This window comes from Marivita sp. NO-S04 (assembly GCF_059070475.1).
This window is the reverse complement of record NZ_CM180980.1, coordinates 389,774-415,383: the sequence shown is the minus strand read 5'-3', so window position 1 is coordinate 415,383 and position 25,610 is coordinate 389,774. Positions and strand designations below refer to the sequence as shown.

Sequence of the window (25,610 nt, the reverse complement as noted above, 5' to 3'; positions counted from 1 at the left end):
GAGGGCGGCGACACCGCCGCCCTCAATATTCAAAACACCCCCTAATTCCGCAAGATGTCGTATTGTGACTGCGCCAACCCGGCGGTCTGTCAACGGAGGAGATGACCCAAATGGCGACCAAGGCTTCCCGATCTGCGGCCCGACTGATGATGGCTCCGGCAGTTGTACTGCTTCTGGGCTGGATGCTGGTCCCGCTTATCATGACATTGTGGTTCTCATTCCGCACCTACCTGCCCCTTCGCGGCGGCGATCAAGGTTGGACCGGTTTCGACAACTACGTTCGTTTCGTCACTTCAAGTTCTTTCTGGCCAGCGGTTCAGACAACATTGCTGATCGTGCTTGGCGTCCTCATTATTACTGTCTGCCTCGGTATTCTTCTGGCGATCCTTCTTGATCAGCCGATGTGGGGTCAAGGCGTTGTCCGCATCCTCGTAATTGCACCGTTCTTCGTCATGCCGACTGTTTCGGCTCTTGTTTGGAAGAACATGTTCATGGACCCGGTGAACGGTCTGTTCGCGCATCTCTGGCGGTTCTTTGGCGCAGAACCCGTCAGCTGGCTGTCGGATGGTGCAATGCCGTCTATCATCATGATCGTCAGCTGGCAGTGGTTGCCCTTTGCGACGCTCATTCTTTTGACCGCGATCCAGTCGTTGGACAGCGAACAATTGGAGGCCGCCGAAATGGATGGCGCGCCGCATCTCCAGCGTTTCATCTACATCATCCTTCCGCACCTTAGCCGCGCGATCACCATCGTGATCCTGATCCAGACGATCTTCCTTCTGGCCATCTTTGCCGAGATCTTCGTCACCACAGGCGGTGCATTTGGAACCCGTACCCTGTCCTACCTGATCTTCCAGCGTGTGCTTGAAAGTCAGAATGTCGGACTTGGCTCAGCCGGTGGTGTCTATGCCATCATCCTCGCTAACATCGTCGCGATCTTCCTCATGCGGATCGTCGGCAAGAACCTGGACAACTGATTATGGCCCGTTCTGTTTCTTCCCGCCGCAAACTGATCAACACCGGCCTTGCCTGGGCGATTGGATTGCTGATCTTCTTCCCGATCCTCTGGACGATCCTGACCAGCTTCAAAACCGAAGCACAGGCGATTGCCAGCCCGCCGATCTTCCTCGGCTTTGACTGGACGCTCGAAAACTACGGCGTCGTGATGGAGCGCTCGAACTACGCGCGGTTCCTGTGGAACTCGATCCTGATCGCGGGTGGGTCCACCATTCTTGGTCTGCTTGTTGCCATCCCAGCGGCGTGGTCCATGGCCTTTGTGCCATCGGCACGGACCAAGGACATCCTGCTCTGGATGCTCTCGACCAAAATGCTGCCTGCGGTGGGCGTGCTCTACCCGATCTACCTGCTGTTCATTCAGCTTGGTCTTCTGGACAGCCGTGCTGGTCTGGTGATCGTGATGATGCTCATCAACCTGCCGATCATCGTCTGGATGCTGTACACATACTTCCGCGAAATCCCGGTCGAGATCCTCGAAGCGGCGCGGATGGATGGGGCGACGCTGCGCGAGGAGGTGCTTTATATTCTCACGCCGATGGCCATTCCCGGCATCGCCTCCACGATGTTGCTTAATTTCATCCTTGCCTGGAACGAAGCTTTCTGGACGCTGAACCTCACGGCTGTGAATGCAGCCCCGCTGACAGCCTTCATTGCCAGCTATTCCAGCCCGGAAGGCTTGTTCTTCGCAAAACTCAGCGCGGCCTCGACCATGGCCATTGCCCCGATCCTCATTCTTGGCTGGTTCAGCCAGAAACAACTTGTCCGCGGCCTCACTTTCGGCGCCGTCAAATAAAGACCTGAAACAAGGAACCTGACCCATGGGACAAATTACACTCAAACAGGTCACCAAAAGCTTTGGCGACGTACAGGTCATCCCACCTTTGGATCTGACCATCGGTGACGGAGAATTCACAGTCTTCGTCGGACCTTCTGGCTGCGGGAAATCCACCCTTCTGCGTCTGATCGCAGGGCTTGAAGACATCACCACCGGCCATATCGAGATCGACGGCAAAGACGCCACTGACCTTGTGCCTGCCAAACGCGGCCTTGCGATGGTGTTCCAGTCCTATGCGCTTTATCCGCATATGTCGGTGCGCAAGAACATCGCCTTTCCGCTGAAGATGGCGAAGATGGACCCTGCTGAGATCGACAAGCGGATCAACAACGCGGCTTCTGTTCTGAACCTCACCGATTATCTGGACCGTCGTCCGGGGCAGTTGTCTGGTGGTCAGCGTCAGCGCGTTGCGATTGGCCGTGCGATTGTACGCGAACCAGCCGCGTTCCTGTTCGACGAACCGCTGTCGAACCTTGATGCCGCCCTGCGTGTCGGCATGCGGCTCGAGATCAGCGAACTTCACGAGCGCCTCAAGACAACCATGATCTACGTGACACACGATCAGGTCGAAGCCATGACCATGGCGGACAAGATCGTCGTTCTGCGCGCCGGCCATATCGAGCAGGTCGGCAGCCCGCTGGAGCTTTATCACAAGCCGCGCAACGATTTTGTGGCAGGCTTTATCGGGTCGCCGAAAATGAACATCTTTGGTGGCGCGGAAGCCCAGAAATACGGCGGAGTGTCCGCAGGTATACGGCCCGAGCATATCGACGTGTCGATGAGTGATGGCACATGGAAAGGCAAGGTCGGTGTGGCCGAACATCTGGGATCTGACACGTTCATCCACGTGCATGACACCGGTCTGGCCGACATGGTCACGGTTCGGATCACCGGCGACATCTCGGTTCGGCATGGCGACACGATCTATCTGACGCCGCAACTTGACCAGATGCACAAGTTCGATGCGCAAGGGCTGCGGATCGAATGATGCGGTTGAACGGCAAATCTGCATTGATCACAGGCGGAGCGCGCGGCATCGGTCGCGCCTTCGCGGAACGCTATGTCGCGGAGGGCGCACGTGTCGCGATCGCAGATATCGACCTGCCCCGCGCACAAGAAACTGCATCCCAGATCGGCGACCAAGCGGTTGCCGTGTATATGGATGTGACCGATCAGGCCAGCATCGACGGCGCTGTCGCGCAAACCGTCGAAGAGCTGGGCCAAATCGACATCCTGATCAACAACGCGGCGATCTTTACCGCCGCCCCGATCACCGAGATTACCCGTGCCGAGTACGCGCGGACCTTTGATATCAATGTTGCGGGGACTCTGTTTACGCTCCAGGCGGTGGCGCGTCACATGATCGACCAACGGATCAAAGGCCGGATCATCAATATGGCCAGTCAAGCAGGACGTCGCGGTGAGCCGCTGGTTGCAGTCTATTGCGCGACCAAAGCGGCGATCATTTCGCTGACCCAATCAGCGGGCCTGAACCTGATCGAACACGGCATCAACGTGAACGCCATCTCGCCCGGAGTGGTGGATGGCGAACACTGGGACGGTGTGGATGCGTTCTTTGCCAAGTATGAGAACAAGGCCCCTGGGCAAAAAAAGCGCGAAGTCGGAGCCTCTGTTCCTTACGGACGTATGGGGACCGCTGATGACCTGACGGGAATGGCCGTCTTTCTTGCCAGCGACGATTCTGAGTACATCGTCGCACAATGCTACAACGTGGATGGTGGCCAATGGATGAGCTGAAACAGGACACGCGAAGCACAGCAGTGGCGCTGTCTTTGGACACTCTGGACCAGTTGCCTGCCGGTGTTGGCCGTCCAACCTATAAACGTGCGGACCTGTCCCCCGGAATCGTGCATATCGGTTTGGGAAATTTCCACCGCGGACATCAGGCGTGGTATCTCCACCGTCTTATGCAGCAGGGGCTGGCCCATGACTGGGCCATCATCGGCGCTGGTGTGCGCCCCGGCGATGCTCGGATGCGCGACAGGCTGCTGGCGCAGGATTGCCTGACAACGTTGATCGAACTCGACCCTGCTGGCATCTCGGCCGAGGTCATTGGGTCGATGATTGATTTCGTTCCAGTCGAAGACGGCCATGCTGCTCTGATTGCCGCAATGTCTGACCCACGTATCCGCATTGTCTCGCTGACTGTGACCGAAGGTGGCTATTACCTCGATGCAACTGGCGCGCTGGATATGGCACATCCTGACATCGTGCATGACATCGCACACCCGGACACACCCCGCACAGCCTTTGGCGCAATGGTGGCCGCCCTGCGCAACCGTAAACAGGCCGGACACGCACCCTTTACCGGACAATCCTGCGACAACCTGCAAGGCAACGGCACCATTCTGCGGCAAACCCTTGTCGGGCTGGCCCGTGGCATCGACGCCGAACTTGCCGACTGGATCGACAGCGCCGGTAGTTTCCCCAACTCCATGGTCGACTGTATCGTGCCCGCCACCGGCGACGCGGAGCGCAGGCGCGCGTTGAAGCTCGGGATTGCCGACACAGCCCCCGTCACCCACGAGAACTTTCGCCAGTGGGTGATCGAAGACGCGTTCTGTCAGGGCCGCCCAGATTGGGACAAGGTGGGGGCCACATTTACACAAGACGTGCACAGCTTTGAGGCGATGAAAATCCGGATGTTGAATGCCGGTCATCAGATCTTGGCAAATGCCGGTGAAATCCTTGGATTGCCGACGATAGCCGCCTGCATGTCCGATGCCCAAGTCGCACCATTCTTCCGCAAAGTTCAGATCGATGAAATCGCGCCTCATGTCTCTGCAGTGCCGGGCATCACGCCCGAGGCTTATCTAGACTTGATCACACGTCGGTTCTCCAACCCCGAGATCCACGACACCACACGACGTGTCGCTTTTGACGGGTCATCGCGCCATGCGGGATTCATCCTTCCCATTCTGCGCGATGCGCTGGCGGCGGGAGCAAGCATTTCCGGTCTGGCTTTGATCGAAGCGCTGTGGGCACGGATGTGTCACGGCACCCGCGAGGACGGCAGCATGATCGAAGCGAATGATCCGATTTGGACCGATCTCGTCGCCGCAGCAGAACGCTCACGGTCAGAGCCGATCGCATGGTTGCAACAGACGCAGATCTACGGCGACCTCGCGCAAGACGAACCTTTCGCAACTGCGTTCGCGGGCTGGCTGTCCTATACCTGGGAAAACGGCGCGCGCGCCACGTTGACCGAGTATCTGTCGCGGCCATGAGCGAAGCCCTGTCACCAGCATAAGAAAGAGAGGGCGCACGTGCAGCGGCCCTCTTTCCTACGGGACTAGAGACGTTTTTTGGAGGGGTGCAGGCCCATAGTATCGGCCATCACACGTTCGCTGACCCATAAAACAAACGTGGCGCGGTTAACGGGTATTCTGTGTATTTGGCAATTATGTGATTGTACATCGATTGAGAGATTGGGGATTTTATTAGGTTTGGCGGTGACCTACTCTCCCACGACTTGAGTCGCAGTACCATTGGCGCGGTGGCACTTAACGGCCGGGTTCGGAAAGGGACCGGGTGTATTGCTCACGCTATGACCACCAAACCGAATAAAATCCCCCTCGCATCTCGGATGCGAGGGGTGGCAGGCAGGGTATGACGCAGTCATGCCTGAGCTGAGCATCTTTGATGCCAGCGAGTTGCCACACCGCGTCATTCCGGGTGCGAAGTAATCAACGAACCACATTTTTGATGTGGTTTTGTTGTCCGAGGCAAGTATTTTCACTTTGGTGTTTGTGCTTTTGATCATTGGTCCAGTTTCCGCGGCTCGGATTGAGCGTTGGTTTTGTTGTTACTGGATCAAATCAAGCCTATCGGGCCATTAGTACCGGTCAGCTGAACGCATTGCTGCGCTTACACCTCCGGCCTATCGACGTGGTGGTCTACCACGGCCCTCAGGGATACCTTGTTTTGAGGGGGGCTTCCCGCTTAGATGCCTTCAGCGGTTATCCTTTCCGATCATAGCTACCCTGCACTGCGGCTGGCGCCACAACAGGTCCACCAGTGGATCGTTCACCCCGGTCCTCTCGTACTAGGGGCAACTCCTCTCAAGTATCCTACACCCACGGCAGATAGGGACCGAACTGTCTCACGACGTTCTAAACCCAGCTCACGTACCTCTTTAAACGGCGAACAGCCGTACCCTTGGGACCTGCTCCAGCCCCAGGATGAGATGAGCCGACATCGAGGTGCCAAACACTGCCGTCGATATGGACTCTTGGGCAGTATCAGCCTGTTATCCCCGGCGTACCTTTTATCCGTTGAGCGATGGCCCTCCCACTTGGGACCACCGGATCACTATGGCCGTCTTTCGACTCTGCTCGACTTGTCAGTCTTGCAGTCAGGCTGGCTTCTGCCATTGCACTCAACGAGCGATTTCCGACCGCTCTGAGCCAACCTTCGCGCGCCTCCGTTACGCTTTAGGAGGCGACCGCCCCAGTCAAACTACCCGCCACGCAGGGTCCCGGATCCGGATAACGGACCGCGGTTAGACATCAAGAGTGCGAAGGGTGGTATCTCAAGGGAGGCTCCACGATGACTGGCGTCACTGCTTCAAAGCCTACCACCTATCCTGCACATCACAATCCTGATGCCAGTGCGAAGCTGTAGTAAAGGTGCACGGGGTCTTTCCGTCTAACCGCGGGAAGCCTGCATCTTGACAGGCAATTCAATTTCGCTGAGTCGATGTTGGAGACAGCGGGGAAGTCGTTACGCCATTCGTGCAGGTCGGAACTTACCCGACAAGGAATTTCGCTACCTTAGGACCGTTATAGTTACGGCCGCCGTTTACCTGGGCTTCAATTCAGAGCTCTCACCCCTCCTTTTAACCTTCAGGCACCGGGCAGGCGTCAGACCCTATACGTCGTCTTGCGACTTCGCAGAGCCCTGTGTTTTTAATAAACAGTCGCCACCCCCTGGTTTGTGCCCCCAGCCCCTAGTTGCCTAGGAACCGGGCCTCCTTCTCGCGAACTTACGGAGGTATTTTGCCGAGTTCCTTCAACATCGTTCTCTCAAGCGCCTTGGTATTCTCTACCAGTCCACCTGTGTCGGTTTAGGGTACGGTCTGATGATGGAGCTATTTCCAGGAACCTCTGAACGGCCCCTCCAATCCGATAAGGAGGAACAATCTTCGAGATCCGTCACTTCCATCTGGCCCACGAATATTAACGTGGTTCCCATCGCCTACGCCTTTCGGCCTCGGCTTAGGAGCCGGCTTACCCTGCTCAGATTAGCTTTAAGCAGGAACCCTTGGACTTTCGGCGAGAGTGTCTCTCACACTCTTTGTCGCTACTCATGTCATCATTCTCACTAGTGATCTCTCCACCGGATCGCTCACACGCCGGCTTCACAGAATAGACTTTGTCTATTCTGACTTCTTTTGTGCACTACCGCCTCCGGCTACTTGAGTGCGAACACTCACGGAACCAATGCAGCAATACAAAAAACCAGAATAAGACGAAGTCTAATGTCACACTACGCTCTGCTACCATGCACTATGTGCATCCTAAGCTTCGGCTCATGGCTTGAGCCCCGTTACATCTTCGCCGCAGGACAACTTATTTAGACCAGTGAGCTGTTACGCTATCTTTAAAGGATGGCTGCTTCTAAGCCAACCTCCTGGTTGTTTTGGTCGTCCCACCTGCTTTCCCACTTAGCCATGAATTGGGGGCCTTAGCTGTAGGTCAGGGTTGTTTCCCTCTCCACAACGGACGTTAGCATCCGCTGTGTGTCTGCCATCTAGTACTCCCCGGTATTCGGAGTTTGGTTAGGATCAGTAAGCCTGTGGGGCCCCATTACCCATCCAGTGCTCTACCCCCGGGGGTATTCGGATGACGCTCTACCTAAATAGATTTCGCAGAGAACCAGCTATCTCCGAGTTTGATTGGCCTTTCACCCCTAGGCACAGCTCATCCCGATCCTTTTCAACGGATGTGGGTTCGGTCCTCCAGTTGGTGTTACCCAACCTTCAACCTGGCCATGCCTAGATCACTCGGTTTCGGGTCTGATCCATCTAACTCATGCGCCCTATTCAGACTCGCTTTCGCTGCGCCTACACCTAACGGCTTAAGCTTGCTAGATAGACCAAGTCGATGACCCATTATACAAAAGGTACGCCGTCACCCCGCAAGGGGGCTCCGACTGATTGTAGGCGTTCGGTTTCAGGTACTGTTTCACTCCCCTCGTCGGGGTGCTTTTCACCTTTCCCTCACGGTACTGGTTCACTATCGGTCAGTAAGGAGTACTTAGCCTTCGAAGGTGGTCCTCCGATCTTCAGACAGGATTTCACGTGTCCCGCCCTACTTAATACGTCCCATCACGCTTCCTATACGGGGCTGTCACCCGCTATGGCTGTGCTTTCCAGCACATTCTAGTCACGCTCAAGGCTCGGCTGGTCCCCGTTCGCTCGCCGCTACTAGGGGAGTATCAATTGATGTCCTTTCCTCCGGGTACTTAGATGTTTCAGTTCCCCGGGTTTGCTCTTAAAACCCTATGTATTCAGGTAATAAGTACCTGTTTCAGCAAGATATAAGCTGCCCGAAGGCAATTATATCAAACTGTCAGGTGGGTTGCCCCATTCGGAAATCCATGGATCAAAGCTTATTCTCAGCTCCTCATGGCTTATCGCAGAGTATCACGTCCTTCATCGCCTCTTACTGCCTAGGCATTCACCAAACGCCCTTCTCGCGCTTGATTTGATCCAGAAAGAACAAAACCGTCTCATAACGATGCGCTACCGCTTCGCTACTTGAGCGCTTGTTCCTTCAGATCAAAAGTCACTTTTTTCCCGCCCTCACTTTAGTGAGGACTATGTCGTTCAAACCGTGCGGAATGAACGACGGGTTAGTGTACTTGACTTGGACAACTCATGTTCGTTTCAAAGGGGATATGATCCTTCGGCCGGCTAGACCAAAAAATCACCTCCAGTTCCGAAGAACCAGACCCAGTGAGATCACTGCACACTCGCAGCAACCAAACATGGTTGATTTTGTATCTCTCTAAACGATGTCAACGACTTTGCTTTCGCAAAGTCTGTCGGGTGAGGGTAAGCGACTTTTGCAAGCAAAAGTCTGCGGCCTCACACCGTAGTCTGCTGGGCACCTCCTTACGGAAGTACCCTGAAGCAAACATCTCAGCATTCCCGCAAGAATACTCAGAAGTATGTTCCAAATGTCAGCCAAAGCAGAAGTGGTGGGTCGAGGAGGACTTGAACCTCCGACCTCACGCTTATCAGGCGTGCGCTCTAACCACCTGAGCTACCGACCCACTGTTATATGGGCCATGCAGAGATGGTGGAGCCTAGGAGGATCGAACTCCTGACCTCCTGAATGCAAATCAGGCGCTCTCCCAGCTGAGCTAAGGCCCCATGCTTTGGACCCCAAATTCATATAGTCCCGCCGCCTGCTGGCAGCATCGGGACCAGCTAAGGGTCTGACGTTCTGAAGAGATATGAGGACGGTCCGGTTCTAACAGTGATCACAGACCGATATGATCCATGAACCTGCATATGATGGCCTTGAGAAGCCATCTGCTAAGTGTTTCATGTTTTTTGCGCTACCGCCTCCGGCTACTTGAGCGCGATTGCGTTAGGCATAAAAGCTAGAAACATCCTTAGAAAGGAGGTGATCCAGCCGCAGGTTCCCCTACGGCTACCTTGTTACGACTTCACCCCAGTCGCTGAGCTCACCGTGGTCCGCTGCCCCCATTGCTGGTTGGCGCACGGCCTTCGGGTGAACCCAACTCCCATGGTGTGACGGGCGGTGTGTACAAGGCCCGGGAACGTATTCACCGCGTCATGCTGTTACGCGATTACTAGCGATTCCGACTTCATGGGGTCGAGTTGCAGACCCCAATCCGAACTGAGATAGCTTTTTGGGATTAACCCATTGTCACTACCATTGTAGCACGTGTGTAGCCCAACCCGTAAGGGCCATGAGGACTTGACGTCATCCACACCTTCCTCCCGCTTATCACGGGCAGTTTCTCTAGAGTGCCCAGCCGAACTGCTGGCAACTAAAGATGTGGGTTGCGCTCGTTGCCGGACTTAACCGAACATCTCACGACACGAGCTGACGACAGCCATGCAGCACCTGTCACTGCGTCCCCGAAGGGAACCATCCATCTCTGGATGTAGCACAGGATGTCAAGGGTTGGTAAGGTTCTGCGCGTTGCTTCGAATTAAACCACATGCTCCACCGCTTGTGCGGGCCCCCGTCAATTCCTTTGAGTTTTAATCTTGCGACCGTACTCCCCAGGCGGAATGCTTAATCCGTTAGGTGTGTCACCGAACAGTATACTGCCCGACGACTGGCATTCATCGTTTACGGTGTGGACTACCAGGGTATCTAATCCTGTTTGCTCCCCACACTTTCGCACCTCAGCGTCAGTATCGAGCCAGTGAGCCGCCTTCGCCACTGGTGTTCCTCCGAATATCTACGAATTTCACCTCTACACTCGGAATTCCACTCACCTCTCTCGAACTCAAGACACCCAGTATCAAAGGCAGTTCCAGGGTTGAGCCCTGGGATTTCACCTCTGACTTAAATGTCCGCCTACGCGCGCTTTACGCCCAGTAATTCCGAACAACGCTAACCCCCTCCGTATTACCGCGGCTGCTGGCACGGAGTTAGCCGGGGTTTCTTTACCTGCTACAGTCATTATCTTCACAGGCGAAAGAGCTTTACGACCCTAAGGCCTTCATCACTCACGCGGCATGGCTAGATCAGGCTTGCGCCCATTGTCTAAGATTCCCCACTGCTGCCTCCCGTAGGAGTCTGGGCCGTGTCTCAGTCCCAGTGTTGCTGATCATCCTCTCAAACCAGCTATAGATCGTAGACTTGGTAGGCCATTACCCCACCAACTATCTAATCTAACGCGGGCCGATCCTTCTCCGATAAATCTTTCCCCCGAAGGGCGTATAAGGCATTACTCACCGTTTCCAGTGGCTATTCCTTAGAAAAGGGTACGTTCCCACGCGTTACTAACCCGTCCGCCGCTAGACCCGAAGGTCTCGCTCGACTTGCATGTGTTAGGCCTGCCGCCAGCGTTCGTTCTGAGCCAGGATCAAACTCTCAAGTTGAAAGGCCACATAATGACCTTCTTGACGTTCGAACCTCTGCACATCCACCAAATGACATTACTGACATCATTCGGCGTTTTTCTCCGTTTGTATGTGCTTCAGTCTCATAAGAAACCAAAGTACCGTACAAACAGTGAAGCTGACACTCCATCATCGGCCGAAGCCTAAGAGCGCGATACACAGACGTCCGTTCGCCGAAACAAACCAAACCGCCCGCATATCTCTTCAGATATTAGCAATGTCAAAGAGCAACCCAGAAGACAAACAACCAGACCAGTGCGCCCTAAACTACCGGCGCGCCCGCCCTGATATACCCCCGAATTATCCGCCTCGTCTGCGCCAGCCTCTCAACCAACCGCCCCGTCTCGCGTCCCAACATCCGCCTCAGCAGCGCCGGTGAGAGGCCTTCTACGGTTACTCTCTCGAGTCCGCAAGCAAAAAAATACCCAGATTACAGATTTTTTGTAGCGACCTCCGCAAACTCTGAATTTCCGAAGCATGTGCCTGTTTTTAGGCCCTTCCCCGAACCGAACTTCGCCGGGTTTGCCGGAAGCTTCACCTCATGAGCAGGATGGGGAATCATGAACAAAGGTCGGCTTGAGCCGATGCAGCCGACGCTCCGTCTTTAGCGGGTGATCAGCATTCTCGAAGGTTTTTTCCGGCTGCAAGTTCCCGTGTCGAAGCAGCAGCCGGTTTTGGCCAAATTATTTTCCTGCAATGGCACACAGGATTTCGAACATTATTGAGACACCAAGAAACGCGGTTCCGCCGGATGCATCAAACGGTGGAGAGACCTCAACAAGGTCTGCACCCCGTATATTCACATCTTTCAAAAGCCGCGCGACCTGCAGAGCTTGGAACCCGTTTGGCCCACCAACTTCCGGCGTGCCCGTCCCAGGTGCAAAGGTCGGATCGACGAAGTCGATATCATAAGACACGTATGTCGGCGCTGTCCCGACGATATCGAGAGCTTCTGCCATGACGTCGTCCAAACCACGCGCGAAAAACTCTTCGATCCGCACGATGCGTATGCCCACGGCAGCCGCGAAGTCGAGGTCTTCATTGTCATAGGCGCTGCCGCGGATGCCAATCTGTATGACCCGTTTCGGATCTAACAAACCCTCTTCGACCGCGCGTCGGAACGGTGTCCCATGGGTGTATTTCGATCCGCCAAAGTAGCTGTCAAACAGGTCCGTGTGGCTGTCGAAGTGGATCATACCCAGGGGCGCGTCTTTCCCGAGACTGCGCAAGATCGGCAGCGATGACAAATGATCGCCGCCCGCCGTCAACGGAGTAATCCCGGCAGCAAGCACACGGTCATAAAACGCGGTGATCCGGTTCATGCTATCCATGATATCAATCGGGTTTGGCGGTACGTCACCAAGATCAGCACAGTTCAGCACCTCGAACGGGCGCACGCCGGTGGCCCCATTCTGGGCGCGGATCATCGTGGACATGTCTCGGAGCTGTCGCGGACCGTGGCGCGCACCTGCCCGATTGGTGGTACCGCTGTCCCACGGAACGCCGATGATTCCAACATCGACATCGCCAAAGCGCGGATTGTCAGGATCGACATGGGGCAGACGCATAAATGTCGGCACCCCGGCAAAGCGCGGCAAATCGAAACCAGAGACCGGGTGAAAGAACGGATCACTCATTCCGCGATATCCTCTGCCCAAAGTTCTGGCTTTTCGGTGATAAAACGGGACATGAGCGCAATGCAGTCGGGGTCTTCGGCAATAATGACCTCGACCCCGCGCGACCGCAGGAACTCTTCGTTGCCGCCAAAATTTGTCGTGTCGCCGATAACAACGCGAGGGATACCGAATTGAATTATCGTACCCGAGCACATCATGCAGGGGCTGAGAGAGGTATAGAGCACGGTATCACGATAGGTCTTTTGGCGACCGGCCTTGCGCAATGCGTCCATCTCTCCGTGGGCAATCGGGTCGCCGCCCTGCACACGCTGGTTGCGCCCTTGAGAGACGACCTCCCCTGCCCGTGCGAGCACCGATCCAATCGGGCATCCACCTTCATCAAAGCCTGCCTTTGCTTCATCGTAAGCGATGCGCAAAAGGCGTTTGTCATCTTCGGTCATCATAAGCTCGAACCTTAAAGTTTCGCTGGGGGCGCATCAAAGAAAGGAAGCGTCTCGACACTGGGTGACCATGTCCCGTTTGCTTGCAATCTGTCCATATGGTCTGCGATGCCGCCAAGCGTGGTGAACCAAACATCACGAGTCTCCAATGTCTGTTCGATCCAGCGTTCCACCAACTGCCACCGCGCTAAGCGACCGGTCAGGAAGGGGTGCACAATCAACATGAAAAATCCGCCTGCATGATATTGTGCTTCAAATTCCTCCCAAAAGCCCGCCAATCCTTCTGATGGCGACTTTACAGGCATCAGATAGCCGATTTCATCATAATGCGCGAAAGGTGGCCAATCGTCGGTGCCCCAATGTACCGGCATTTCGTAAAGCTGACCTTTTGGCGTTTTCAGAACATGCGGAATGTCATCGCCCATCAGCGAACTGTCATAGCGCATGCTGTGCTCCAGCATCAGGTCGATCACCTCGTCCGTGATGTTGTAAACCGGCGCGCGATAGCCGTCTGGTGATTTACCACAAAGCCGTTTGTGCGACTCGATCGCCCGTTCGAACGGTTCGCGTTGATTGCCATACGTGGCGATCGGGTCTTCGTGGATCCAACCGTGATACCCGATCTCGTGCCCGCCTTTCAGAATCTGTTCAACCGTCTCGGGATACTGCTCCAGGCACCAACCCGGGATGAAGAAGGATTGCTTCAGGCCAAAACGTTCGTAGGTGTCCAAAATACGCGGCAAAGCGACATTCGGCCCGTAACGTCCCATGGAAATCGGATAAAGCCTGCGATGGCTGTCGTCGGGTCTGGCGACGTGGATCAAGCTATCAGCGTCCATGTCGAATGTGATGGACACCGCACATTTTGCGCCATTTGGCCAGGGGATTGGATTTCGGATCAAGAGCCTGTCTCCAGCAAATTGGCGTTTTCAGCCTCCCATGACAGCCAAACGTCCGCACCGGGGGATAAGTCAAGTTCTGCCAAAGCGCGTTCCTGCATTTGGACTTTGTATTCCTGCCCAGCCTGTCCTTCCAAGAAGACAGTGACAACAGAGCCGATGAATTCTTCGGATATCAATGTGGCCTTGGCTTTGTTGTCGGCATCAGGTTCGGCGAGGGTCAGCGTCATCAAGTCGGCTGAGACGGTAAAGCTGACCTGCTTTTCTGGACCGGGCGGATTTTCCGGGGTCTGAGCCAGGAACGCACCTTGCAGTGTGGAAACCTTGGTTTTGCCATTGTCAGAGCCTCCGGTTTTTCCGGTGAATATATTGTTCCTCCCGACAAACTCCGCGACGAAGCGGTTGGCGGGCGTTCGGTAGATATCTTTGGGAGAGCCGACTTGCGCGATGTCCCCTTGGCTCATGATCACAACACGGTCGGCCATGGCAAAAGCTTCGGATTGCGAGTGGGTCACATATACAAAAGTGATCCCAAGTTCCTTTTGCAATCTTGTCAGCACACCTTGCATGCGGATGACCAAGTTTGCGTCGAGCGCAGACAGCGGTTCATCAAGCAGCAGCATTTGCGGCTCCATCACAAGGCTGCGGGCCAGCGCCACGCGTTGCTTTTGCCCCCCAGAAAGCGTCGCGACATTCCGATCGGCGAATTCGACAATCTGCATCCGATCAAGCCAGTCGAGCGCCCTTTTCTTGCGCTCATCCGCTGCGACGCCACGCATCTTGAGTCCGAACTCCACGTTCTCGCGAGCGGTCAGAAACGGGAAAAGCGCAAGCGATTGCCAGACGAGTGGCGTGTCACGCTCATGCGGTTTGACATCATTCATCAAGCGCCCTTCGATGCGGATCTCACCCGCGGAAGGCGTATCAAGGCCCGCCAACATGCGAAGGGTCGTTGTCTTTCCACAGCCAGAAGAGCCCATGATCGCCAGAAACTCTCCTTCGTGAATGTCGAGCGTCATGTCCCGCACCGCGACGAAATCATCATAGCGCTTCTCTACATTGCGGAATGTTACGAGAGGTTCTGTCATATCAGGAATGGCTCTTGATTTGGCGGCTTATGAACAGCAGCTGTGCGAGGATTACCAAGGTCATGGAGGTCAGGAAAACGAACGTGCCGATGGCGTTGACGGTCGGGTCGATGTTGCCCTGCACAATTCCCAGAATCACGATGGGAACCGTTTTGTTTAGGCCGGAGACAAACCAAGCAACGGCGAATTCGTCAAAGGACACCGCTGCTGTGAGGCAGAGTGCGGACACAATCGCAGGCGCGCAGAACGGTACGATCACATGGCGCATAGCTTGCCATTCATTGCCGCCAAGGTTCCAAGCTGCGGCCTCAAGATCCGGATCCATCTGGTGAAGACGCAACCGGATAATGGCCATCGCAAAGGGTGCGGTCATCACGGAATGCGCCAGAATGATCGACCACAACTGTCCCGACATCCCAATGCGAGACAGCCATGCCAACATTGCCAGAGCCATGATGATAAGCGGAATTGTCGGTGGAAGCAGGATCAGCGCAAGGTACGGCCCCTTGAAGCGGAAATTATAGCGAAAGTCGGTATACGCGGTGCAAAACCCCAAGACGGTTGCCAACACTGCCGTGCTTGACGACACGATCAAAGAGTTCCTTACAGCCGTCCACACATCGGGATCATTGAAGATTTTGACGTACCACTCGGTCGAGAACTCGCCCAAAGGGATCGTTGGGAAGCGCTGCGAGTTGAACGAAAAGATCAGGCTGAAAATGATCGGTGCGAAAACGAAGGTGAAAATCAGCCCGACATAAACAGCCAATGCCACATTCAGCCAACGACCCGTCATCCTTTGCTCCCCTTAGGTTTGCGGTAAGCCAAAGCGATGGCGGTAAAGGCCACGGTAAACAGCGTGACCATCATCATGATTGCCACAACGGCGGCTCGTGGCCATTGCTGACCCGATTTGGTTGTATCCAAGATCAGGATCGGCAGCGTCGGTTCCTGTGATCCACCCAGATAAAACGGGGCGACGAAATCACCAAAAGCAAGGATGAAGCAAAACAAAGCCGCCACAATGAAGCCGGTCTTGGACAGCGGTAACACTATCCGCCAGATCGTTGCGAACGGTTTGCAGCCCAAATTCCGCGCCGCTTCGATCAGTGTTTTGTCTACGTTGGCCATTGTCACGGTTTGCAGGATAACTGCCAGCGGCAGCGTAAGTGTCAGGTATCCGATAATCGTACCAAAATGGCTGTTGAGCATGCGAAATGGTCCTAGACCAATATATCCCAGCATCGCGTTCAAAACGCCGCTTTCGGCCAAAATCACGTACCAGGAAAACGTTCGGACAAGGTAGGACGTAAAAAACGGGATGATGAGCAGAAACACCGCCCATCGACGTAAGTTGTCGGACGCGCGAAAGGCCAATGCCCATGCAGCGGGAAAGGCCACCAGCATGGCAATCGTCGCGCTGAGAGAGGCGATGAAAAGTGTGTACCAGTAGCTGTCCCAGAAAAACCCGCGGGTCAGCATGCGTTGCCAGTTCACGAACTCGAACGCTTCGGTCATGCGGTAGTTTTTGACCACGAAAAACGAAATCGCGACCATGAAGAGGACTGGCCCAATGAAGAAAACCAACTGCCAAAGGATAATCGGCAGCCGCCATGTCAGGGCGTAGATGTCAATTTTGCGAGGCGCGCTCAAGCCTGTGCTCCTTGCCTAATGGCGGGCGCCCCTAAAAGCCGCCCGCATTGCGCCTTTAGGCGTTCTTGTATTCCGACCAGAAGTCGTTCCAGTCCTCAAGCGTTTGCTGCTGCGGGATGTCACGATAGTGAATGCGACCCTCGTTGATCAACGCGATAGGCTCATTCGGCATGCCCTCAATCTGATGGCTTCGGGCGGCTTCGGCCGGGTCCACCTCTTGCAGAAGCGCACGACCCGCCTTGGTCACGCAGAAGCCCGGATAGGCGACCATTTGCGCGGATTTCACCTGACCTTCGGGGGACATCATGTACTGGATGAATGTCTTGACCAGATCGGCTTTGGCGCTGTCCTTGCCGATGCAATAGCTTTCGGTGAACTGAATGCCGCCCTCTTTCGGAATAACCGACGCAACTGGCGCGCCATCGCGTTCCAGAACGCCGGTGATCCAGTCACCGATGCCGCACATGGCCATCATTTCACCGTTCTTGAGACCGTTGAATGTGCCGCCATAATCAAAGAACCCGCCAACCTGCGAGCGCAGGCTCATTGTGGTGTCCTGCACGGCTTGCCATTGGTCATCGCTCAGATCCCAAAGGCCGGCGCCATTGCCGTTCTTCAGGCTCATCATGCCAAGACTTGGCAGGTGCCAATCAAAATGTCCCACTTTGCCCTGAAGCTCGGGTTTCCAGAAGCCTTCATAGCTGGATGCTTCTTCCGCACTCATGGCGGTGGTGTTGTAGGACACCCCAAGATGCCCGCCACGCAGGATCATGGAATAGAGCGTGCGCCGTCCCAATGGCCCGGGAACTTGGTGAAGTCCTCGTGCAGCATGTCGTCAAACGGGTAGTCATTGGCGTCCAGCGGTTCGATGTAGCCAGCCGCGTTGAGCTGCTGCACGAATTCCCCATCTGACAGGATGATGTCATAGGTGCCCGGAGGAGATTGTGCGATCAATGCCAACATATTGTCCCCACCTGCATAGTATTTGGGCACAAATTTAACATTGTTGGCCTCTTCGAACGCCCCAACCATGTCCGGTTCGCCGTGCCCATACCAAGCCAGCATGTTGATTTCCGTTGTCTGCGCCCATGCGCGGCTGACGAACGGCATGGACAAAGCCGCCCCCCCGCCAATGCGTAGGACATCTCTTCTAAGAAATTGCTTTGAAATCGTTTTTTGTTTGGTCGTCATCTTGTTTTCTCCACTGTTGCTCTATCTATTTTTGGCCTCAAAGCAGCGTCATTTTGATTGTTTGAGGCTTGTGGAGACAAGGTTAGCCAGAATCATGAACTGTAGAAAGTTTATGAATGATATGGATCTATTAAGGTTCTTTATGATGCTGGGCAGCAGAACCATCCAAACGCAGGACCGTTTCAATCGTTTCGGTCAATTGCTCCGCTACCAGATTGCCCCAACTTCCCAACCTAGTCTGGCGGTAAAACAACCCGATGCGCAACGGCTCCAGCAGCGGCAAACCATCATCAGCTGAAAACTGGCGCATCCCATCTTGTGTTGTTGGGATGGTCAGGCCGGAGAACCCAAGACCGTCACGCACGGCATCTTGGACCGCGTCGATGTTCGGGCTGGAAAAGATGACCTTCCATCCACGTTCAACGGTCTTGAGCGCTTCCGCCATGCGCTGTCGATAAATGCAGCCTGCTGGATGGGCGACCAGTGGCAGGGTCTCGAAGTCTTGCGGATCAAGATTTTCGCCCCCAACCCAGACCGGCTGTTCGCGCCACTGTTGCACAAGAAATTGCGGATCACCGTCGTGATAGAGGGCCACGATGATATCCAATTCATCGCGCAGGAGCGCGTCGTGAAGGTTTTTCGACAGATCACAACGGATGGTGAATTCAAGATCATTGTGGTTTTGTTTTAACCGGGTCATTTCGCGCTGCAACATCCGCACGCCGTAGTCCAACGGCAAGCCGACACGCAGCTCGGCCTTGTTCTTCTGGCGATCAAACAGGCCTATCGCCAAATCGTTCAGCCTCAGAATCTGTCGCGCATGCATTGCCAAAGCCTCACCTTTTTCGGAGTTATTGTCAAATCTGGTGCCCAAGCGATCATCATGCGGCGGTTAGCTGCTGGTTTATTGGCTTGATGCCGTTGACGAAATCGACGCCCTGGATGACGTCGGCGAGATGAACGAAGCCGCGCAGCTTGCGCCAGCTTTGCTCAGCGCATTGTCCGAGTTTGAACATCATGTGAAGCATGCCGTCCCGGCTGAGACAGCCTTTGGTGCGCTTGGTCCGGTGCCGGATCGTGGCGAACGCGCTTTCGATCGGGTTTGACGTCCGGATGCTCTGCCAATGCTGGGCTGGGAAGTCGTAGAATGTCAGCAGTTCATCCCGATCCTTGATCAGGCATTCGGTCGCCTTCGGATATTTCGCCTCGAAGGTTTCGATGAACAGATCGAACGCAGCATGGGCATCCTCGCGGGTCTCGGCCTGCCAGATGTCGTGAAGCATCTTCTTAGCCTTGGGCTGGGTGCGCTTGGGGAGGTAATTGAGCACATTGCCCGTTTTATGCATCCAGCAGCGCTGTTGGCGCGTGGTTGGAAGAACCTCTTCCAATGCCGCCCAGAACCCCATGGCCCCGTCACCGGTGGCCAGCTTCGGAGCAGCGAGCCCACGGGCTTTGAGGCCGAGAAGCACCTCGCGCCAGCTTTGCGTGCTTTCCCGGACGCCATCTTCAATGGCCAGAAAGTGCTTCTCGCCACGGGCGTTGACCCCGATCACAACGAGCACGCAGAGCCGATCATCAGTGTCACGGAGCCCGCTGTAGATGCCGTCCGCCCAGATATAGACCCACTCGTCACGGCTCAGATCGGCCTTGCGCCAATCATTGTATTCCGCCGCCCACTGGCCTTTCAAACGTGAAATTGTCTTGGCAGAGAAACCGGTTGCCTCCGGGCCCAAGAGCATCTTCAGAGCCGCGCCCATTTCGCCTGTCGAGATACCCTTGAGATAGAGCCAGGGCAGCGCGGCTTCGATAGTTTTGGCCTTTCGGACGTAGGGCGGCACAAGCGCCGAGCGGAATGTCACGGGCTTGCCGTCCTTCGCCCGTACCTTCGGCACTTTCACCGTGACCGGTCCGATCCCGGTCTGCACCGCGCGCTCTGGATGATATCCGCTGCGAACAACCGCAGCACGGCCTTCTGCTGTCCGGCGTTCAGCAAACGCGGCGAGAAAGGCGTCTCTCTCAGCTTCAACAGCGGCCTGAAGCAATTCCCGGGCTCCTTTTCGCAGAAGGTCTGTCAGCGGGTCCGTGATGGCGTCTCGACCCGCAAAATCGATGATGGTAGCGTCGTCCATGATGGTGGTGCTCCTTTGGATGGTGGCTTGTGTCGCAACAACAAACCAACCAGATGCACCGCCGTCATTCAAACCGCCCAGACACCAGATTCAGCCATAACTCCCTTTTTCGGTGACGTGCATGGTTCGCCCCTTTTGGCGGATCAGCTTGTATCCCACCAAATTCTCCAGCCGTTTGATCTGAAGACTGACGGCTGGTTGGGACCGGTTGAGAAGGTCCGCCGCATGAGTGTGGCTTTTGACTTCGATCACCGTGACGAAGGTTCGCAGAAGATCGGTCGGAAGGTTTACTGGGGCCATGCAAAACATTGCAATTTCAAATCTAAGGATTGCAAGAATAAATTATGTAAATGAATCTTGACCGGCTAAATTCATCGCATGGATAGAACAGCATTCCGAAAGCACTTCAAAACCGTAGGCCCAGTTGTCCTGCCGGTGATCCACGTGCTCGACACACCCCGAACCCTGCGCAATGTCGCAGAGGTGATTGCAGCAGGCGCTGCCGGTTGCTTTCTGATCAACCATGATTTTGAACCGGAACGGTTCTTACCGATCATTTCGGATGTGCGTGCTGCATATCCGTCGCTATGGCTCGGCGTGAATTTTTTGGCGGTCACAGGCAAACATGCCTTTCCGATGCTCGGAAAACTGTCGCAAGCAGGCGTGCTGGTTGATGGCTATTGGGCCGATGACGCCTGCATCGATGAACACGGGCAGAACACCGAAGCGCAAGAGATTGCTCGCGTGTACGACGAGTCCGGCTGGAGCGGCATGTACTTTGGCGGAACCTGCTTCAAGAAACAGCGCGAGGTTGCCAAAGAGCATTACGGCAACGCAGCCCGCGAGGCGTGCGGATTCATGGACGTGGTCACCACATCCGGCGTTGCGACCGGGCAGGAAGCCGACCTGAGCAAGATCGAAACCTTTCGCAGCGCTATCGGTGAAACCGCGCTTGCGCTGGCCTCTGGCGTGACGCCTGACAACGCCCGTGTCTATAGCGACGTCGATTGCTTCATGGTTGCTACCGGGATCAACGAAATCAACAACTTCTACGACATTCACCCCGAAAAACTGGCGCGGCTCATGGCCGTGACACGGGCTTTGGGAAAAGGAGATTGGATATGACCGATAAAGGCCCACGCGATGATCGCTGGTACCTCAACATCATGGCCCCAAACACCAAGGGCGATAAATTCGCATGGCTGGATCCGACGTCAATCTACATCAACCAGCGCGCTTTCACGGATCTTCTGGATGATCTCTTGGCGGACCTGGAGACCGTAGAGTTCGACGTGGTCGCCGGGTTGGATGCAATGGGCTTTGTCCTTGGGGCAGCGCTGGCTGCACGGTCCAATGTCGGGTTCCTGCCGATCCGCAAAGCTGGCAAGCTCTGTGTTGACACAGACTCGGTCTCATTCGGCAATTACTCGGGTCGCATGCAAGATATGGAAATGCGCCAACCCGCCTTTGCTCCTGGCACGCGGGTTCTGCTGGCCGATCAATGGGTCGAAACCGGCGGCACGATGGACGGCGCGATCCGGTTGGTTGAACGGCAAGAGGGAATCGTTGCGGGCATCGTCGCCATCGCGATTGAGGAAAACGAGCGCACGAACGACTACCGCGCCACCTACCCTTGTATTTCTGTTGTTGTGCAAGGATCCAAATGGCAGGCCGAAAGCAACGCTCAGTCGCTCTCCAGCTTTGGCAACTACCGGCCAGAAATGGCCTTCCCACGCTAATCCAAGACTTCAAAAGCCAGGCTTTCGGGTGCGACACCGACGCCGTTTACCGGCGTGATATCCTGCGGGCAGGCAGACATGACCGATATCAAATCCATCTCTGCACAAAAATCGATATGATCGCCGGGTTTTGATACAGGCGCTGCAAAATGCGTGGACCCATCATGTGCCACTGGCACATTCATCCAGACGTTTAATGGCGCGGGTACCAATGGTGCCTGCAGGCCTATTGCCATCAAGGCCATACGTAGATTGTCAGCGCAATTATCGTGATACCGCTCACATCCGAGCTGTTGGTATCGCGCGTGATCACAACATGCGATGATCGTGTCGTGAACGCCGGGCGATGTGTCCGCAGCGAGCCGCAGCATAGGTCGGCGCAGGTTTGACACCAGCCTGTCACCGACCTTGGGAAAGATCGACCCAAGCGCCGTATGCAGATGTGCCATGGACAGATGCTCCTGCAAGTCTGGGGCTGCGAATGCCCAAAAATCACAGACCTGATGACCGCTAGGATTAATCACACGCAGGGTTTGCTTTGCGGCAAGCCGAACGGCCATCCCGCAGCGAGCTTTGATCTCATAGCGGCGTCCGACGACAGGGACACCATCTGGCGAAATCGCCAAGGTCAGACTTTGGTTTGTGCCATCCGGGACATGCGCTGCCTGCATCAATGTTCGACCTTTCGCCGGGCTCCAAACCCATTCTCTAGGATTCCATGGTGCCATGCGGATCGAATGTTTGCAATTTTCCAACAGCTTCAGAGCCTATCTGAAGTGTCTTCCTTGCGTCGTATCTTGCAGTTCAGAAACCACCCACGATTAGTCACGCCACCGAAGAACGTCGAAGGACATGCGCTTATGGGGGCATTTCCATCAAGTCGAGTTATGGCTGAATCTGGTGTCTGGGCGGTTTGAATGACGGCGGTGCATCTGGTTGGTTTGTTGTTGCGACACAAGCCACCATCCAAAGGAGCACCACCATCATGGACGACGCTACCATCATCGATTTTGCGGGTCGAGACGCCATCACGGACCCGCTGACAGACCTTCTGCGAAAAGGAGCCCGGGAATTGCTTCAGGCCGCTGTTGAAGCTGAGAGAGACGCCTTTCTCGCCGCGTTTGCTGAACGCCGGACAGCAGAAGGCCGTGCTGCGGTTGTTCGCAGCGGATATCATCCAGAGCGCGCGGTGCAGACCGGGATCGGACCGGTCACGGTGAAAGTGCCGAAGGTACGGGCGAAGGACGGCAAGCCCGTGACATTCCGCTCGGCGCTTGTGCCGCCCTACGTCCGAAAGGCCAAAACTATCGAAGCCGCGCTGCCCTGGCTCTATCTCAAGGGTATCTCGACAGGCGAAATGGGCGCGGCTCTGAAGATGCTCTTGGGCCCGGAGGCAACCGGTTTCTCTGCCAAGACAATTTCACGTTTGAAAGGCCAGTGGGCGGCGGAATACAATGATTGGCGCAAGGCCGATCTGAGCCGTGACGAGTGGGTCTATATCTGGGCGGACGGCATCTACAGCGGGCTCCGTGACACTGATGATCGGCTCTGCGTGCTCGTTGTGATCGGGGTCAACGCCCGTGGCGAGAAGCACTTTCTGGCCATTGAAGATGGCGTCCGGGAAAGCACGCAAAGCTGGCGCGAGGTGCTTCTCGGCCTCAAAGCCCGTGGGCTCGCTGCTCCGAAGCTGGCCACCGGTGACGGGGCCATGGGGTTCTGGGCGGCATTGGAAGAGGTTCTTCCAACCACGCGCCAACAGCGCTGCTGGATGCATAAAACGGGCAATGTGCTCAATTACCTCCCCAAGCGCACCCAGCCCAAGGCTAAGAAGATGCTTCACGACATCTGGCAGGCCGAGACCCGCGAGGATGCCCATGCTGCGTTCGATCTGTTCATCGAAACCTTCGAGGCGAAATATCCGAAGGCGACCGAATGCCTGATCAAGGATCGGGATGAACTGCTGACATTCTACGACTTCCCAGCCCAGCATTGGCAGAGCATCCGGACGTCAAACCCGATCGAAAGCGCGTTCGCCACGATCCGGCACCGGACCAAGCGCACCAAAGGCTGTCTCAGCCGGGACGGCATGCTTCACATGATGTTCAAACTCGGACAATGCGCTGAGCAAAGCTGGCGCAAGCTGCGCGGCTTCGTTCATCTCGCCGACGTCATCCAGGGCGTCGATTTCGTCAACGGCATCAAGCCAATAAACCAGCAGCTAACCGCCGCATGATGATCGCTTGGGCACCAGATTTGACAATAACTCCATCAAGTCGGCTGAGACCGCCACAAAGGGGTGTCTTTAGGACTTTGGTTAGAGAAAACTGGCTGGGGTGGTAGGATTCGAACCTACGGTACGCAAAGGCAACGAGATTTTGCCGGTTGTTGGCGTTTGGGGCAACGGTTGGGGCGATGCGGCGGAAACACGACGCGGCGACTACACAATTTACGCTGTATGATTTAGAAATCGCCAGCATGAGCAAAAACGACCACGAACTACCTTTCTCACAGCGTTATGGTTATGAGGAAGTACCACCACAGCTTAAACTCAACGAAGTCTCGCCCGAGCTTAGAAGGCTCTTGGACTATGCTTTTGATCTTGAGATAGCACGAGTGAAAAAAAGCGGCTTCGAGCGAAGTTACTTCGCCGAGGGTTGGCTCCGTGTGTCACGTGATTTCCACGTCCGTTTTCTACGGCAAGGAGCGAGTTCCTACGAGAATTCTCCATATGAACTGCGATTGACGTTGGAAAAGTACTGCGCCAAGGCCCCCATCCAAAAACTGTTCGATCTGGTCGAGTTCTTCGCGCAACATCGGGGTACCACAGATGATTTGCGTGATGAACTGTCTGCAGCCTTTCATGATGCACGTGCAGCGTATCGGCTTGCTGACGGCAGAGTCATCGCAATTGGGAGCGGGGAGCAAGGTAAGGCTGTCGAAACCGCACTTACCGCCACGGAGGAGCTTGGAGCAAATTCAGCGAGGCAACATCTTGTTGCTGCTGGTATCGCCCTCCGTACCGGGGATTGGCCTGGAAGCGTACGCGAAAGCATACATGCTGTCGAGGCTATAGCGCGATGGCTTGAACCTGAGGCCAAGACGATCGCACCAGCGCTTAGTAAGCTCGAGAAATCAGGGCACCTTCACCCCGCACTAAAGAGCGCGCTTAGTTCTCTATACGGGTACACAAGCGATGAGGAAGGAGTTCGGCATGCAAAAGTGTTCAATGACGAGGCGCAAGTAGATGAAGCCGACGCGCTATTTATGCTTGGAGCCTGCGCTTCGTTTGTTTCGTACGTACTAGCAAAATCCACTACAGAAAGCCGTTAAGTCAACCACCTTAAACCGAGCCCCTCTCCGTATCTAGAATAGGAAGTAGATACAGGAGAATGAACTCATGAAGATCCTAACAACCCTCGGCGTTCTCGCCGGGGGTTTTTTATTGTCCCCACCACCGAAGTCCGTGGTCGTCACCCTGCTCTGGCTCGGTGCACGGTCTCACCCAGCGGTCACGGTTGTGGCGGTTGTCGCGGTCGCTCTGGCGTGGAGGGCTGACCATGACTGAGGTCCTGTTCGTGGTGGTCGTGTTCCTGATCGACTGGCGGTGGGGGCTGGCGGTGCTGCTGGCGCTGGCGGTGCTCGAATGATTGTCCCGGGCGATATCGTGGTGATCCGGGCCGGGGAGGACTGGCCTGAGCACCTGTTCCGGGTGGACGACGTCTGGGACGATTGTGTTGGCGGGGTCTCGCTGACCGGTCCGCTGAAAGACGAGTACGGCGAACCGGGCTTCGACCTGATCGTCAGAGTCGTCGGCAAGGAAGACCCATAACCCTGCCGGGCCCTGAAACC

Annotated in this window: 21 protein-coding genes, 2 tRNA genes, 3 rRNA genes and 1 pseudogene; 11 read left to right on the top strand and 16 right to left on the bottom strand. The window is 55.5% G+C overall.

Annotated features, from left to right (window positions below):
• The first annotated feature begins 110 nt into the window (after nucleotides 1-110).
• From ACK3EW_RS02190 to ACK3EW_RS02170, 5 genes are read left to right on the top strand one after another with little or no spacing between them, the layout of a single operon-like run.
• Nucleotides 111-977 carry a carbohydrate ABC transporter permease gene (locus ACK3EW_RS02190; protein ID WP_493808268.1) on the top strand — a complete coding sequence of 289 codons (867 nt, stop codon included), beginning with the start codon at nucleotides 111-113 and terminating at the stop codon, nucleotides 975-977.
• Between the two features lie 2 nt (nucleotides 978-979).
• Entirely contained in the window at nucleotides 980-1,810 is an 831-nt protein-coding gene (locus ACK3EW_RS02185; RefSeq protein WP_493808267.1) for a carbohydrate ABC transporter permease, read from the top strand.
• Nucleotides 1,811-1,835: 25 nt separating this feature from the next.
• Nucleotides 1,836-2,840, top strand: a complete 1,005-nt coding sequence (locus ACK3EW_RS02180) for an ABC transporter ATP-binding protein (protein ID WP_493808266.1) — start codon at nucleotides 1,836-1,838, stop codon at nucleotides 2,838-2,840.
• Nucleotides 2,837-3,610 carry an L-iditol 2-dehydrogenase gene (locus ACK3EW_RS02175; RefSeq protein ID WP_493808265.1) on the top strand — a complete coding sequence of 258 codons (774 nt, stop codon included), beginning with the start codon at nucleotides 2,837-2,839 and terminating at the stop codon, nucleotides 3,608-3,610. The genes ACK3EW_RS02180 and ACK3EW_RS02175 overlap by 4 nt, the downstream gene beginning before the upstream one ends.
• On the top strand, nucleotides 3,598-5,100 hold the full coding sequence (locus ACK3EW_RS02170; protein WP_493808264.1) for a mannitol dehydrogenase family protein: 1,503 nt from the start codon (nucleotides 3,598-3,600) through the stop codon (nucleotides 5,098-5,100). The genes ACK3EW_RS02175 and ACK3EW_RS02170 overlap by 13 nt, the downstream gene beginning before the upstream one ends.
• Before the next feature lie 217 nt (nucleotides 5,101-5,317).
• Here the strand turns inward: ACK3EW_RS02170 and rrf are convergent.
• From rrf to ACK3EW_RS02095, 15 genes and pseudogenes are all read right to left on the bottom strand, one after another.
• A 5S ribosomal RNA gene (gene rrf, locus ACK3EW_RS02165) occupies nucleotides 5,318-5,432 on the bottom strand.
• 255 nt (nucleotides 5,433-5,687) lie between these two features.
• Nucleotides 5,688-8,581: ribosomal RNA gene (locus ACK3EW_RS02160) — 23S ribosomal RNA — on the bottom strand.
• Between the two features lie 493 nt (nucleotides 8,582-9,074).
• Nucleotides 9,075-9,151 (bottom strand) — tRNA-Ile (locus ACK3EW_RS02155).
• A gap of 24 nt (nucleotides 9,152-9,175) precedes the next feature.
• Nucleotides 9,176-9,251, bottom strand: a tRNA-Ala gene (locus ACK3EW_RS02150).
• 249 nt (nucleotides 9,252-9,500) lie between these two features.
• A 16S ribosomal RNA gene (locus ACK3EW_RS02145) occupies nucleotides 9,501-10,964 on the bottom strand.
• Together the 16S, 23S and 5S rRNA genes with 2 tRNA genes alongside form the textbook arrangement of a ribosomal RNA operon.
• Nucleotides 10,965-11,668: 704 nt before the next feature.
• Nucleotides 11,669-12,622: an agmatinase gene (gene speB / locus ACK3EW_RS02140; RefSeq protein ID WP_493808263.1), complete on the bottom strand. Its 954-nt coding sequence runs from the start codon at nucleotides 12,620-12,622 to the stop codon at nucleotides 11,669-11,671.
• A complete protein-coding gene (locus ACK3EW_RS02135) occupies nucleotides 12,619-13,065 on the bottom strand; it encodes a nucleoside deaminase (protein WP_238940450.1) in 447 nt (148 codons plus the stop codon). Before ACK3EW_RS02135 ends, speB begins: the two co-directional genes overlap by 4 nt.
• A gap of 11 nt (nucleotides 13,066-13,076) precedes the next feature.
• Complete coding sequence (locus ACK3EW_RS02130) at nucleotides 13,077-13,964, bottom strand: polysaccharide deacetylase family protein (protein ID WP_493808262.1); 888 nt, start codon at nucleotides 13,962-13,964, stop codon at nucleotides 13,077-13,079.
• On the bottom strand, nucleotides 13,961-15,049 hold the full coding sequence (locus ACK3EW_RS02125; RefSeq protein WP_439120613.1) for an ABC transporter ATP-binding protein: 1,089 nt from the start codon (nucleotides 15,047-15,049) through the stop codon (nucleotides 13,961-13,963). The genes ACK3EW_RS02130 and ACK3EW_RS02125 overlap by 4 nt, the downstream gene beginning before the upstream one ends.
• Before the next feature lies 1 nt (nucleotide 15,050).
• The gene (locus ACK3EW_RS02120; RefSeq protein ID WP_493808261.1) at nucleotides 15,051-15,845 is read right to left on the bottom strand and encodes an ABC transporter permease; all 795 of its coding nucleotides are present in this window, start codon (nucleotides 15,843-15,845) and stop codon (nucleotides 15,051-15,053) included.
• Entirely contained in the window at nucleotides 15,842-16,702 is an 861-nt protein-coding gene (locus ACK3EW_RS02115; protein WP_493808260.1) for an ABC transporter permease, read from the bottom strand. The genes ACK3EW_RS02120 and ACK3EW_RS02115 overlap by 4 nt, the downstream gene beginning before the upstream one ends.
• Nucleotides 16,703-16,757: 55 nt before the next feature.
• Nucleotides 16,758-17,893, bottom strand: a pseudogene (locus ACK3EW_RS02110) (polyamine ABC transporter substrate-binding protein).
• 130 nt (nucleotides 17,894-18,023) lie between these two features.
• Nucleotides 18,024-18,719: a LysR substrate-binding domain-containing protein gene (locus ACK3EW_RS02105; RefSeq protein ID WP_493809788.1), complete on the bottom strand. Its 696-nt coding sequence runs from the start codon at nucleotides 18,717-18,719 to the stop codon at nucleotides 18,024-18,026.
• 55 nt (nucleotides 18,720-18,774) lie between these two features.
• Entirely contained in the window at nucleotides 18,775-20,022 is a 1,248-nt protein-coding gene (locus ACK3EW_RS02100; protein WP_493807118.1) for an IS256 family transposase, read from the bottom strand.
• A gap of 90 nt (nucleotides 20,023-20,112) precedes the next feature.
• Nucleotides 20,113-20,322 (bottom strand): helix-turn-helix domain-containing protein, encoded by a 210-nt coding sequence (locus ACK3EW_RS02095; RefSeq protein ID WP_493808259.1) that lies wholly within the window; start codon nucleotides 20,320-20,322, stop codon nucleotides 20,113-20,115.
• 78 nt (nucleotides 20,323-20,400) lie between these two features.
• On the opposite strand from ACK3EW_RS02095, the gene ACK3EW_RS02090 reads away from it, so the two are divergent.
• Nucleotides 20,401-21,147, top strand: a complete 747-nt coding sequence (locus ACK3EW_RS02090; RefSeq protein ID WP_493808258.1) for a BtpA/SgcQ family protein — start codon at nucleotides 20,401-20,403, stop codon at nucleotides 21,145-21,147.
• Nucleotides 21,144-21,761 (top strand): phosphoribosyltransferase family protein, encoded by a 618-nt coding sequence (locus ACK3EW_RS02085; RefSeq protein ID WP_493808257.1) that lies wholly within the window; start codon nucleotides 21,144-21,146, stop codon nucleotides 21,759-21,761. Before ACK3EW_RS02090 ends, ACK3EW_RS02085 begins: the two co-directional genes overlap by 4 nt.
• Here the strand turns inward: ACK3EW_RS02085 and ACK3EW_RS02080 are convergent.
• Nucleotides 21,758-22,432, bottom strand: coding sequence for a DUF1989 domain-containing protein (locus tag ACK3EW_RS02080; RefSeq protein ID WP_493808256.1), 675 nt, complete (start codon nucleotides 22,430-22,432; stop codon nucleotides 21,758-21,760). The genes ACK3EW_RS02085 and ACK3EW_RS02080 overlap by 4 nt on opposite strands.
• A gap of 314 nt (nucleotides 22,433-22,746) precedes the next feature.
• Between ACK3EW_RS02080 and ACK3EW_RS02075 the strand changes: the two genes are divergently transcribed.
• The 4 genes from ACK3EW_RS02075 (at nucleotide 22,747) to ACK3EW_RS02060 (ending at nucleotide 25,590) form a co-directional block, all read left to right on the top strand.
• Nucleotides 22,747-23,994: an IS256 family transposase gene (locus ACK3EW_RS02075; RefSeq protein WP_493807118.1), complete on the top strand. Its 1,248-nt coding sequence runs from the start codon at nucleotides 22,747-22,749 to the stop codon at nucleotides 23,992-23,994.
• Nucleotides 23,995-24,236: 242 nt separating this feature from the next.
• Entirely contained in the window at nucleotides 24,237-25,091 is an 855-nt protein-coding gene (locus ACK3EW_RS02070) for an AbiJ-NTD4 domain-containing protein (protein WP_493808255.1), read from the top strand.
• Between the two features lie 67 nt (nucleotides 25,092-25,158).
• On the top strand, nucleotides 25,159-25,326 hold the full coding sequence (locus ACK3EW_RS02065) for a hypothetical protein (protein WP_493808254.1): 168 nt from the start codon (nucleotides 25,159-25,161) through the stop codon (nucleotides 25,324-25,326).
• A gap of 78 nt (nucleotides 25,327-25,404) precedes the next feature.
• Nucleotides 25,405-25,590, top strand: a complete 186-nt coding sequence (locus ACK3EW_RS02060; protein ID WP_493808253.1) for a hypothetical protein — start codon at nucleotides 25,405-25,407, stop codon at nucleotides 25,588-25,590.
• Nucleotides 25,591-25,610: the final 20 nt, after the last annotated feature.

Coding starts and splice junctions, on each gene's coding strand:
- ACK3EW_RS02190 (WP_493808268.1), top strand. CDS start 111: ATGGCGACCAAGGCTTCCCGATCTGCGGCCCGACTGATGATGGCTCCG.
- ACK3EW_RS02185 (WP_493808267.1), top strand. CDS start 980: ATGGCCCGTTCTGTTTCTTCCCGCCGCAAACTGATCAACACCGGCCTT.
- ACK3EW_RS02180 (WP_493808266.1), top strand. CDS start 1,836: ATGGGACAAATTACACTCAAACAGGTCACCAAAAGCTTTGGCGACGTA.
- ACK3EW_RS02175 (WP_493808265.1), top strand. CDS start 2,837: ATGATGCGGTTGAACGGCAAATCTGCATTGATCACAGGCGGAGCGCGC.
- ACK3EW_RS02170 (WP_493808264.1), top strand. CDS start 3,598: ATGGATGAGCTGAAACAGGACACGCGAAGCACAGCAGTGGCGCTGTCT.
- speB (WP_493808263.1), bottom strand. CDS start 12,622: ATGAGTGATCCGTTCTTTCACCCGGTCTCTGGTTTCGATTTGCCGCGC.
- ACK3EW_RS02135 (WP_238940450.1), bottom strand. CDS start 13,065: ATGATGACCGAAGATGACAAACGCCTTTTGCGCATCGCTTACGATGAA.
- ACK3EW_RS02125 (WP_439120613.1), bottom strand. CDS start 15,049: ATGACAGAACCTCTCGTAACATTCCGCAATGTAGAGAAGCGCTATGAT.
- ACK3EW_RS02120 (WP_493808261.1), bottom strand. CDS start 15,845: ATGACGGGTCGTTGGCTGAATGTGGCATTGGCTGTTTATGTCGGGCTG.
- ACK3EW_RS02105 (WP_493809788.1), bottom strand. CDS start 18,719: ATGCATGCGCGACAGATTCTGAGGCTGAACGATTTGGCGATAGGCCTG.
- ACK3EW_RS02100 (WP_493807118.1), bottom strand. CDS start 20,022: ATGGACGACGCTACCATCATCGATTTTGCGGGTCGAGACGCCATCACG.
- ACK3EW_RS02095 (WP_493808259.1), bottom strand. CDS start 20,322: ATGGCCCCAGTAAACCTTCCGACCGATCTTCTGCGAACCTTCGTCACG.
- ACK3EW_RS02090 (WP_493808258.1), top strand. CDS start 20,401: ATGGATAGAACAGCATTCCGAAAGCACTTCAAAACCGTAGGCCCAGTT.
- ACK3EW_RS02085 (WP_493808257.1), top strand. CDS start 21,144: ATGACCGATAAAGGCCCACGCGATGATCGCTGGTACCTCAACATCATG.
- ACK3EW_RS02080 (WP_493808256.1), bottom strand. CDS start 22,432: ATGCAGGCAGCGCATGTCCCGGATGGCACAAACCAAAGTCTGACCTTG.
- ACK3EW_RS02075 (WP_493807118.1), top strand. CDS start 22,747: ATGGACGACGCTACCATCATCGATTTTGCGGGTCGAGACGCCATCACG.
- ACK3EW_RS02070 (WP_493808255.1), top strand. CDS start 24,237: ATGAGCAAAAACGACCACGAACTACCTTTCTCACAGCGTTATGGTTAT.
- ACK3EW_RS02065 (WP_493808254.1), top strand. CDS start 25,159: ATGAAGATCCTAACAACCCTCGGCGTTCTCGCCGGGGGTTTTTTATTG.
- ACK3EW_RS02060 (WP_493808253.1), top strand. CDS start 25,405: ATGATTGTCCCGGGCGATATCGTGGTGATCCGGGCCGGGGAGGACTGG.